Below are 10657 nucleotides of genomic sequence, written 5' to 3'. Positions count from 1 at the left end.
ACAAAGGTATATTCCCATGCTTCTTCCTCGGGTTATTTACTACCTTATTTTCCAGCATTTTAAATGCCTGGATCAATTTGATCCGTGTTTCAGCCGGTTCAATCACCTCGTCAATAAAACCACGTTCGGCAGCGCGATAGGGGTTGGCAAAGGTATCTGAATAGAGCTGCTCCATCTCCAGCCACTTGGCTTCGTGATCTTCGGCTTTACTGATCTCGCGTTTAAAAATGATCTCGGCAGCACCTTTGGCACCCATCACCGCTATCTCGGCCGAAGGCCAGGCAAAATTCATATCGGCCCCGATGTGTTTGGAGTTCATCACATCATAAGCACCTCCATAAGCCTTGCGGGTGATCACCGTAACCCGCGGAACAGTAGCCTCACAAAAAGCATACAGCAGTTTAGCGCCGTTGGTGATAATGGCATTCCATTCCTGGTCGGTACCGGGCAAAAAGCCGGGCACATCTTCAAATACCAGCAGCGGGATATTGAAGCAATCGCAAAAACGTACAAAGCGGGCAGCCTTGGTTGATGAATGAATGTCAAGCACGCCGGCCAAAAAAGCAGGCTGGTTGGCTACGATACCAATGCTCCGACCTGCCAGGCGTGCAAAGCCAACCACTATGTTTTCGGCAAAATCTTTATGAACCTCTAAAAATGAATCTTTGTCGATAATGTGATCGATTACCTCGCGGATATCATAAGGAGTGGAAGCAACTGAAGGTAATAGTGTATTAAGTTCGGGCCGAAGCTCATCGCCGCTTTCATAGGGAAGGGCAGGGGCTTTGTCCTCACAATTTTGAGGCATATAGCTTAGCAGACTTTTGATATGCTGAATGGCTGCTATTTCATTGGCGCAGGCAAAATGTGTAACGCCCGATTTGCTGGCGTGGGTATTGGCTCCGCCAAGTTCTTCGGAGGTTACCACCTCATGCGTTACGGTTTTTACTACATTGGGCCCGGTAACAAACATGTAGGAGGTATGCTCAACCATCAAAATAAAATCGGTGATGGCTGGCGAATAAACAGCACCACCGGCACAAGGCCCCATAATAGCCGATATTTGCGGGATAACGCCCGATGCCATAGTATTGCGGTAAAAGATATCGGCATAGCCGCCAAGGGATACTACCCCCTCCTGGATACGCGCACCACCCGAATCATTTAGGCCGATAAGCGGAGCGCCGTTTTTAAGGGCGAGGTCCATGATCTTGCAGATCTTTTCGGCATGGGTTTCGGAAAGCGAGCCGCCGAATACCGTAAAATCCTGCGAAAATACGTAGGTAAGCCGCCCGTTTATGGTACCGTAACCTGTAACAACACCATCGCCGGGATATTTTTCTTTCTCCATACCGAAGTCAATGGAGCGGTGGGTAACCAGCATCCCTATTTCCTGGAACGAGCCTTCATCCAATAAAAAATGTAAACGTTCACGTGCCGTTAATTTTCCTTTTTTATGCTGACTTTCAATACGTACGGGGCCTCCGCCCTGCATGGCTTCATGACGTTTAAGCCTTAACAGATCAAGCTTTTTATCCACAATTCAGGTTGTTAGTAATTGCTTAAAAATAGTAATTATATTGTAAGAATAGCTTTTGCTTGCTTATTCTGGTGGTTTAATAACAGAATTTTATATATTTGTGTTGATGAAGATCAGGAATAATAAAATATGGGTAGTGGCGCTGTTCATGACCGTCTTTGCAATAAAGATGGGCATTTCGCTTGCTCCCCTGTTTTCATATCTTGATAATAAAACGGTAAGTGCGGTGATCCTACAGCTGGAGCAGGAAAGCAAAACTGAAAAGGAAAGCCCCGAGAAAGACCTCATGAAGGAGAAAAAGACCTTCGATGAGTATGACATCCACACCATCAGCTTCATCACCTTCATTACCGAAAGCAAGGTTCTCCACAACCAGGAAAATGCTTTATACAAACAGGTGTATCATCCTGTGGTCCCCACCCCGCCGCCCAACGTTTAAAATGAATTTAACCGGATACTTCCCTATCCGGATAGCAATGCTTTTTAATTCATTTTAACAATCTTACTCAATTTTCATTCTTATGCAAATCAAGCAAGGTGAGTCTGCTATGGGCAATCTCAACCTGAAAAAATATTTTTTGTCCAAAAACTTAAAAAGGGACATTCCTTCAAGTCTTGTAGTATTCCTGGTGGCTTTGCCGCTGTGTTTAGGTATAGCGCTGGCATCAGGTGCGCCGCTTTTTGCAGGCGTATTAACAGGCATTATCGGCGGTATAGTTGTGGGTACACTTAGCGGCTCGCAATTAAGCGTAGCCGGCCCTGCTGCCGGTTTAACGGTTATTGTACTTAATGGTATTACATCACTTGGCGCTTACGAAACCTTTTTAATGGCCCTGGTTTTGGCCGGCGCATTCCAGATCATACTGGGCATCGTCAAAGCCGGTACCATCGCCAATTATTTCCCTTCATCAGTTATTGAAGGTATGCTGGCGGCAATTGGGATCATTTTGATCATGAAGCAATTTCCGCACGCAGTTGGCTATGATGCCGATTTTGAAGGAGATGAAGGCTTTAAGCAGATTGACGAACACAATACTTTTTCGGGTATAACGCGGGCTTTTGCCCGGATAAACTATGGTGCAGTGATCATAAGTATAGTCTCCCTGGCTTTTATGATCTACTGGCCAAAGTTTAAAAAGCTGGCTATAGTTCCGGCCCCATTGTTGGTTGTACTGGCCGGTATCGGGCTTAGCCTCGCGTTTTCCGGAACAGGGATTGCCTTGCTTGATAAGCAGTTTGTACGCATACCACTTGTGAACAGCAGCGCCGAATTTTTTGCGCTGTTTAAATCGCCGGATTTTAGCCAGATAGGCAACAAGCAGGTTTGGATAACGGCTGCCACTATTGCCATTGTGGCCAGCCTGGAAACCCTGTTAAGCCTTGAAGCTGTAGATAAAATAGATCCTATTAAACGCATATCGCCAACTAACCGCGAACTGCTTGCCCAAGGTGCGGGCAACATAGTAAGCGGTATGCTTGGCGGCTTACCCATGACGGCGGTTATTGTACGGTCATCGGCCAACGTAAATGCCGGTGCCCGTACCAAAATGAGCGCTATCATACATGGTATATTCTTATTGGTTGCTTTATTGGCGATACCGTCTTTAATTAACCATATCCCGCTGTCGTGTCTGGCAGCGATCCTGCTGATGACTGGGTATAAACTGGCTCGGATAAGCCTTTTCAAGCACATGTGGCAACAGGGCTTGAGCCAGTTTATCCCTTTCGTAGTTACCATTGTAGCCGTTGTTATGACCGACCTGCTTATTGGTGTGGGCATAGGTATGCTGGTAGGGATCTTTTATATTCTGCGTACAAACCTGCGTAACCCCTACTTCTATCACATTGAAAAAAATGGCAGCAAAAAAGTTATTAAACTTAAGCTGGCCGAGGAAGTATCCTTCCTGAACAAGGCTGCCATACAGGTAACGCTTACCAGCTTACCGCAGGGCGCCGAAGTGGTGATCGACGGATCGAGTTCAAGGTATATCGATCCGGATGTACTGGAGATCATCCATAATTACAAGCACAATGCCTATACCAAGGGCATTATTGTGCAACTGCAGGATGTAAAGGAGAAGTATGACGTACCTCCTTTAAAAGAAATGGTTTATAACCCCAACTAAAAAATCGAAAAACAATGTCAACACAAGAAAAAACAAACGGCAAAGCCGTAATAGATACCAACAACCTTAAACTTGCACAATCAAGCAGCTATAATACTTTAATTAAAAACAACGCCGCCTGGGTTGAGCGTAAACTGGCCGAAGATGGCGAGTATTTCAAGAACCTGGCTAAAGGCCAGAGCCCGGAAGTGCTGTGGATAGGCTGCTCAGACAGCCGCGTACCTGCCAACGAAGTAACTGGTACTAAACCCGGCGAAGTGTTTGTACACCGCAACATAGCCAACGTATGTGTTCACTCAGATATGAACATGCTGAGTGTGCTCGACTACGCTGTGAACGTACTTAAAGTAAAACATGTTATTGTTGCCGGGCACTACGGTTGCGGCGGCGTTGCTGCTGCCCTTAGCAACAAACAGTTTGGCTTAATTGACAACTGGTTGCGTCATATCAAAGATGTTTACCGCTTACATGCCCATGAGCTTGACCGCATTACCGACGAAACTACGAAAGTTAACCGCCTGGTTGAATTGAATGTTACCGAGCAGGTGTATAACCTGTGCAAAACCACCATCATTCAAAACGCCTGGAAAGAGCGTCATGACCTTGAAGTGCATGGTTGGGTAATTGATTTGGGTAGTGGCTTGGTAAAAGACCTTAAAGTAAGCAGTAGCAGTCCGCATAATTTAGGTTATGTGTACGAGTTTGCAGGCGCTGAAGAAGTAGCCGCACACTAAAGTATAATTTGATTAAGGCTTCCGACGCTGTAAGGGGCGAAGGGAGGTTTGATTGTTAAGTTGATCCCGGTTCATGAAAGTGACCGGGATTTTTTTGTGTTAGCCCCTCCCAAACCCTCCCCGGAAGGGAGGGCTTAAAAAGTCTCCCTTTTTGGGGGGATTTAGAGAGGGCTTATTAAACGCTGTCCGATTCTCTGACTTCGGATGTCTATGCTGTAGTCTTCAGACTACAGTACATTAAAGCCTGGTACAGAACTGTAGTTACAAACTACAGTCATATTGGTTCGAAGTCAGAGAATCGAACAGCGTTCAATTTTTTGCTTATTCCCAATCTGTTTAAGATATTATCCGTTGCATCAAACAAGTATGCATCCAAGTGGTTAAGTTTTCTGTAAATTTAACTGAGCGCTACATGCCGCGAAATACCTATGCTTAAAGCCATAAAAGAACAACGTACCCTTAAACAAAACTTGATGCTGGCCTCGTCGACGGCATTTGTGGCCGGGGTAACCAATGTGGCAGGAATGCTGGCTTTCCTGGCTTTTACATCTAACATAACCGGGCATGTGGCTAATTTGGCCAAGCATATTGTTGAGCAGAACTACCACCAGATGATCATCTTTTTAGTGTGGCTGATGATGTTCTTCGCCGGGGCATTTGTATCCAGCTTTATAGTGCGGTCATTTGAGGAAAAGAGCCGCTGGCGGGCAAACTCTACCCCCATGATCATAGAAGCCATTATTTTGCTGGCTGTTGCTGTTTACGGACATAATTTTTACCAGGAAACCCAACTTGAACGCGAAATTGTGATCAGTGCCATTTTGTTTTCGATGGGCTTGCAGAACAGTTTGGTATCCAATATCTCGGGGGGACTGATCAAATCGAGCCACTTAACAGGCTTGTTTACCGACCTGGGCAGTGAGGTGGCCGAATGGTTCCATCCGCGTACCAAAAACACCGAGGCAGCAGGCAATAAAATATTGATCAGGTGTACTGTACTTGGTTTTTATTTATTTGGCGGATTGGCTGGCGGTTATTTCTTTAACCTGTATGAGTTTGCCATTTTTTACTTTATTCCACTCATTTTGCTCACCATAATGTATTATGACGTTTCGCCGCTTGCTTTGCATAAACTAAGCCGTATGTTTGCACCGGGCAAACGCCAAACCGCATCTTAAAACATCAATCTTAAAAAATTATGAGTTCTCAAATTCATGACACCAGTCACATCACCTACGAAGGTTTACTGGAAGGAAACAAAAAGTTTATTGAAGGCGCTTTAGCCGAAGATCCAGAATACTTTGATAAGCTGGCTAACGGTCAAAAACCACCGGTACTATGGATTGGCTGTGCCGATAGTCGCGTACCTGCCAACCAGATCACCAATACCGCTCCGGGCGAGATCTTTGTACACCGTAACATTGCCAACATGGTTATCCACTCGGATATGAACATGCTGAGCGTGCTTGACTACGCAGTGAACGTGCTTAAAGTGAAACACGTAATAGTTACCGGCCATTACGGCTGCGGTGGCGTTAATGCCGCAATGGGGAATAACCAATTCGGACTTATTGATAACTGGCTACGCCACATTAAAGACGTTTACCGTTTACACGCCGATGAGCTTGACGCTATTGCCGATGAGACTGAACGCAGCAACCGCCTGGTTGAATTGAACGTGATAGAAAACGTAAACAACCTTTGCAAAACATCCATAGTACAAAATGCCTGGAAGAACGGGCAGGAACTTTCTGTTCATGGCTGGGTTTACAGCTTAAGTACAGGCCTTATTAATGATATGAAGGTAAGCACATCCAGCAATGAGAAGATGGATGCTGTGTTTAAATTTAAATAGTCGCCCCCCGGCCCCCTAAAGGGGGAGGGATAGCGTATAATTAAAAGGCGGTGAGTTGGCGTTAACTCGCCGCTTTTTAATTATAGGAGATGTCATTTCGATAGAGCAGGGGAGGCTTGTGCAGTTGGGGCGAAAGAGAAATCTTGTACGCATCGGAAAGCGGCCGTTCTTATTGGCTTTGCAGGGCATACAAGATTTCTCCTCACCCGCGCGCGCTTACCCTCCCGCTGTTCGTCGAAATGACAATTGGTTTTTAAGTTAAACTGCATAAAAAAAGCGATGAGTTGTACAACTCATCGCTTTTTTTATTTATTCATTCCTCCCCCTTTAGGGGGCCGGGGGGCTACACTTCTTTCGCCAAAAACGGATACCTGTAATCCTTCGGCGGATCAAAGGTTTCTTTGATGGTGCGTGGCGATACCCAACGCAATAAGTTGATCATTGAACCTGCTTTATCGTTAGTACCTGATCCTCTTGCGCCGCCAAATGGCTGCTGACCAACCACAGCTCCCGTAGGTTTATCATTAATATAGAAGTTACCTGCCGCGTTGCGTAAACGGGTAGTAGCTTTTTCAATGGCATACCTGTCTTGAGAGATAATTGAGCCTGTAAGCGCGTAGATGGATGTTTTATCTACAATGTCAAGGATCTCATCAAATTTATCGTCTTCGTAAACGTAAATAGTAAGTACCGGGCCAAAAAGCTCCTCGCACATAGTTACGTAATACGGATCCTCAACTTTCAGTACGGTTGGCTCAATGAACCAGCCCTGGGTTTTGTCATAACCACCACCGGCAACAATTTCAACACTCTCGTCGGCTTTTGCGGCATCGATGTATTTGGCCAGTTTATCAAAAGATACTTCGGTGATAACAGCATTTACGAAATTCTCAAAATCTTCAACCGGGCCAATTTTGAACGAAGTGATATCGCGCTGCATATTTTCCTTTACCGCAGGCCATAATGAAGCAGGGATATAAGCCCTTGAAGCAGCCGAACATTTTTGTCCCTGGTATTCAAACGCGCCGCGAACAAGAGCAGTGCTTACCACATCGGCATTAGCGCTTGGGTGGGCAAGCACAAAGTCTTTACCACCGGTTTCGCCCACAATGCGTGGATAAGTTTTATATTTATGGATGTTGGTACCAATAGTTTGCCAGATGTTCTGAAATACTTTGGTCGATCCTGTAAAGTGGATGCCTGCAAAATCGGGGTGATTAAAGATCACCTCGCCTGCAACAGGGCCATCAACATAAATGAGGTTGATAACACCATCAGGTACGCCGGCTTCTTTAAAGATTTTCATGATCACGTTTGCGGCATAGATCTGCGGATAAGCAGGTTTCCAAACCACAACGTTGCCCATCATGGCTGCTGATGCAGGCAGGTTGCCGGCAATAGCAGTAAAGTTGAACGGTGTGAGCGCAAACACAAAACCTTCCAGCGGGCGTTGCTCCAGGCGGTTCCAAACACCTTTGCCTGATACAGGCGGCTGCTGCTTGTAGATCTCGGTCATGTATTCTACGTTAAAACGCAGAAAATCGATTAGCTCACATGCCGAATCAATCTCGGCCTGGTAAGCGTTTTTTGACTGACCAAGCATGGTAGCTGCATTGATCTCAGCACGGTATGGGCCGGCTATTAAATCGGCAGCTTTCAGGAATATAGCGGCGCGTTGTTCCCAGGCCAGGTTTTCCCAGTTAGCTTTAGCTGCGAGGGCAGCATCAATAGCGGCTGTAACGTGGCTTGCATCGCCTTCGCTGAAAGTAGCCAGTAAATGTTTATGATCATGCGGCGGACGAATCTCCAGCTTGGTGCCGGTACGTACTTCTTTGCCGCCAATGTACATAGGTATATCTAATTGTTGGGCACGACCGGCTTCTAAAGCTGCCTTAAGCGCCACACACTCCAAACTCCGCGGACCGTAATTTAAAACGGGTTCATTTACCGGGGCCGGAACATTAAAAAATCCTTTAAGCATAGATGATAATTTATGTTGCCGCAAAGATAAGGATTTTGAGGGGGAAGGTTGGGTAGGGGAATGTCAAAATAATGGTGGGGTAAAAGAAGCGAAAATAGTTACTTTTATAAATATGAACGAACTTGACGGATTAGCTTTTAAGGTATCCAGTAACGGAGATCTGATTCTAATCACAATGAAATCAATCACAAATGATGGCTGGATCGAAAGTTATGTTGAGATCAAAGCAGGTGGTTTTAGAGGCAGCTACAGCGCAGCCTTTATGCTGTATGATTTTTCTGTTTTCAGAGATCAGCTTAAAATTATTTATGATGACCTAAATGGGATTGCAAGCTTCAACAGTTTGGAGAACCAACTGCAAATAAATATTAAAGGTGATGGGCTCGGCCATCTCGTGGCAGATTGCATAGCTATGGAAAAAGTTGGATATGGAAATGAATTAAGATTTGAATTAAACTTTGATCAAACATATATCCCGATGCTCATAAAGCAGCTTGATAGTATTATTGAATGGTTATCGTAAATTATATCCCATGCAACTCACCCCAATAGATCACTTCTACCTCACCAAAGAGGAGCCCAACAAAAGCTGTCTCCTCGCACTGCGTGATATTATCCTGGCAGAAGACCCGGATATCACGGCAGAGTGGAAATACAATATGCCATTCTTTTGCTACAAAGGAAAGATGTTTTGCTACCTGTGGGTACACACCAAAAAGCAGTGGCCGTTTTTAGGTATGGTTGAAGGGAAACATCTGCACCATCCTGATCTCACTTACGAAGACCGTGCCCGTATCAAGATCATGGTTTTTGACCCCATGGAAGATCTGCCGGTTGATACCATCCGGTTTATCCTGAATGAGGCCCTTGATCTGTATAGATCTGGTTTGATCAAATTGCCCAAAAAGAAGCGGTAATTTTTTCTGTAGAGACGCATCACATGCGTCTAAAAACAATTCATTATTTTGCAACGACAGACACATGTAATGTGTCTCTACAAAAACTAACCATGACCATCGAAACCCTTCAATCCATTTGTCATAAGCTGCCCGGTGTAACTGAAGATATTAAACTTGGCGAACATCTGTGTTTCAATGTTGGCGGTAAATCATTCCTTTTTACCCATCCGGATGGGGTACCACCATCGGCCTCATTCAAAGTACCTGCCGAAGATTTTGAAGAGATCATCTCAAAAGAAGGCCTGGAACCACAGCCCTACATTGCCCGGTACAAATGGGTGTTGGCCCGTGATATCAGCAGTTTAGGCCAAAAAGAATGGGAGCATTACATACAGCAGTCGTACAGGCTTATTGCTGATAAGTTACCGGGGAGAGTTAAAAAAGAATTGGGCTTGTGATATAAAGCGGTAAACCATGACAAGACTTAAGCTATTGGTCATCAGAACCGGTGATATGCAGAAGCTGGTTGGTTTTTATGCATTATTGGGTTTTACTTTTCATTATCATCAACACCGAAATTCTCCTTATCATTATTCGGCCACTATTGACGGAACTTTAATTGAAATCTACCCGCTAACTAAAAGCCAATCCGAAGCCGACAAGCATTTGCGGTTAGGTTTTGATCTGGATGATTTTGACGTAGTGATTTCGTCACTAAAAGAAGCCGAAGCACAATTTGTATCAGAGCCGGCTCAAACCGATTTTGGATTTATGGCGGTTGTTGTTGATCCGGATGGGAGGAGGGTGGAGTTGTATAAAAAATAAGAAACAGGCGTCATGATGAAAAATTCCGTCATGTTGAACTTGTTTCAACATCTCACTCACTAAGCCACATGCTAAGCAAATCGCCTATCATTCTTGTAGGGGGCTGAAACAAGCTACCCATGACATAATAAATAAAGAATCTTCCCGTCAGCAGGTAAGCTTCGGACGAAAGCGGGCAGAACAATGGAGGCCTTGAGCGCAGGAAAGGGCATAGCAAGTTTTTGCAGAAGCATTGGGAAAGCGCGAGCGCAGCGGGGCAAAATAATTGCAGCCGTGGTTCTGACCGCTTTGCAGGGTAAAGGCATTGTGCGCAAAGAAGCCTATCTGCTGACTTGACTTTTTGGATACTTTTGTGTCAATACAAACGGCGAAGCCTTCTTGAGCACCTAAAAAAATAAACAACAGCGAAAAACGTATCTGGCCCCGCGCGGCCAAGAGCGCGACGATGTAAGTCTATAGAACAAAGATCGTTACCTGCCCGTCGGGGATTGCTTCGTGCCTCGCAATGACGTGGTGAAGATGTCATTTTACCTTCAAAGTCCCAGTATTTTATCTACTCAGAATGACGACGTGGGGATGTAATTCTCACCTGAAGAGCCCAAAGGATTTATCTACCTCTGCATAGCACCCCTGTCTTTAAATATATTACGGATTAATATTTTCCATAATTAGGCTTTATATAGCGGTAGTTTACATT

The 10657-nt window shown here is 45.0% G+C and carries 12 protein-coding genes; 9 read left to right on the top strand and 3 right to left on the bottom strand.

What is annotated here, in order from left to right; translation table 11 throughout:
- Window positions 1-1495: acyl-CoA carboxylase subunit beta (locus VF500_RS16715; protein ID WP_349257178.1), on the bottom strand; the 1495-nt coding region annotated here is incomplete at its 3' end.
- Window positions 1496-1595: 100 nt separating this feature from the next.
- Between VF500_RS16715 and VF500_RS16710 the strand changes: the two genes are divergently transcribed.
- From VF500_RS16710 to can (VF500_RS16690), 5 genes are all read left to right on the top strand, one after another.
- Window positions 1596-1979 (top strand): hypothetical protein, encoded by a 384-nt coding sequence (locus VF500_RS16710; protein ID WP_330860763.1) that lies wholly within the window; start codon window positions 1596-1598, stop codon window positions 1977-1979.
- Between the two features lie 82 nt (window positions 1980-2061).
- Window positions 2062-3666, top strand: a complete 1605-nt coding sequence (locus VF500_RS16705; RefSeq protein ID WP_414688583.1) for a SulP family inorganic anion transporter — start codon at window positions 2062-2064, stop codon at window positions 3664-3666.
- 14 nt (window positions 3667-3680) lie between these two features.
- On the top strand, window positions 3681-4400 hold the full coding sequence (gene can, locus VF500_RS16700; RefSeq protein ID WP_330860762.1) for a carbonate dehydratase: 720 nt from the start codon (window positions 3681-3683) through the stop codon (window positions 4398-4400).
- Between the two features lie 428 nt (window positions 4401-4828).
- Complete coding sequence (locus tag VF500_RS16695) at window positions 4829-5578, top strand: YoaK family protein (RefSeq protein ID WP_330860761.1); 750 nt, start codon at window positions 4829-4831, stop codon at window positions 5576-5578.
- A gap of 20 nt (window positions 5579-5598) precedes the next feature.
- Window positions 5599-6255 (top strand): carbonate dehydratase, encoded by a 657-nt coding sequence (gene can / locus VF500_RS16690; RefSeq protein ID WP_330860760.1) that lies wholly within the window; start codon window positions 5599-5601, stop codon window positions 6253-6255.
- A gap of 343 nt (window positions 6256-6598) precedes the next feature.
- Here can (VF500_RS16690) and pruA read toward each other — a convergent pair whose 3' ends face one another.
- A complete protein-coding gene (pruA, locus tag VF500_RS16685; protein WP_330860759.1) occupies window positions 6599-8236 on the bottom strand; it encodes an L-glutamate gamma-semialdehyde dehydrogenase in 1638 nt (545 codons plus the stop codon).
- A gap of 175 nt (window positions 8237-8411) precedes the next feature.
- On the opposite strand from pruA, the gene VF500_RS16680 reads away from it, so the two are divergent.
- The 4 genes from VF500_RS16680 to VF500_RS16665 all read left to right on the top strand — a co-directional run bounded on the left by VF500_RS16680 (window position 8412) and on the right by VF500_RS16665 (window position 9960).
- Complete coding sequence (locus tag VF500_RS16680) at window positions 8412-8759, top strand: WapI family immunity protein (protein ID WP_330860758.1); 348 nt, start codon at window positions 8412-8414, stop codon at window positions 8757-8759.
- A 10-nt stretch (window positions 8760-8769) separates the two neighbouring features.
- Window positions 8770-9153 (top strand): DUF1801 domain-containing protein, encoded by a 384-nt coding sequence (locus VF500_RS16675; RefSeq protein WP_330860757.1) that lies wholly within the window; start codon window positions 8770-8772, stop codon window positions 9151-9153.
- Window positions 9154-9245: 92 nt separating this feature from the next.
- Window positions 9246-9593: an MmcQ/YjbR family DNA-binding protein gene (locus tag VF500_RS16670; RefSeq protein ID WP_330860756.1), complete on the top strand. Its 348-nt coding sequence runs from the start codon at window positions 9246-9248 to the stop codon at window positions 9591-9593.
- 16 nt (window positions 9594-9609) lie between these two features.
- Complete coding sequence (locus VF500_RS16665) at window positions 9610-9960, top strand: VOC family protein (protein WP_330860755.1); 351 nt, start codon at window positions 9610-9612, stop codon at window positions 9958-9960.
- A gap of 147 nt (window positions 9961-10107) precedes the next feature.
- On the opposite strand, the gene VF500_RS16660 is transcribed toward VF500_RS16665, so the two are convergent.
- Window positions 10108-10395, bottom strand: a complete 288-nt coding sequence (locus tag VF500_RS16660) for a hypothetical protein (protein ID WP_330860754.1) — start codon at window positions 10393-10395, stop codon at window positions 10108-10110.
- Window positions 10396-10657: the final 262 nt, after the last annotated feature.

Origin of the sequence: Mucilaginibacter sp., assembly GCF_036383575.1 — a bacterium.
GTDB lineage: Bacteria > Bacteroidota > Bacteroidia > Sphingobacteriales > Sphingobacteriaceae > Mucilaginibacter.
This window is presented reverse-complemented; position numbering and strand designations above follow the sequence as displayed.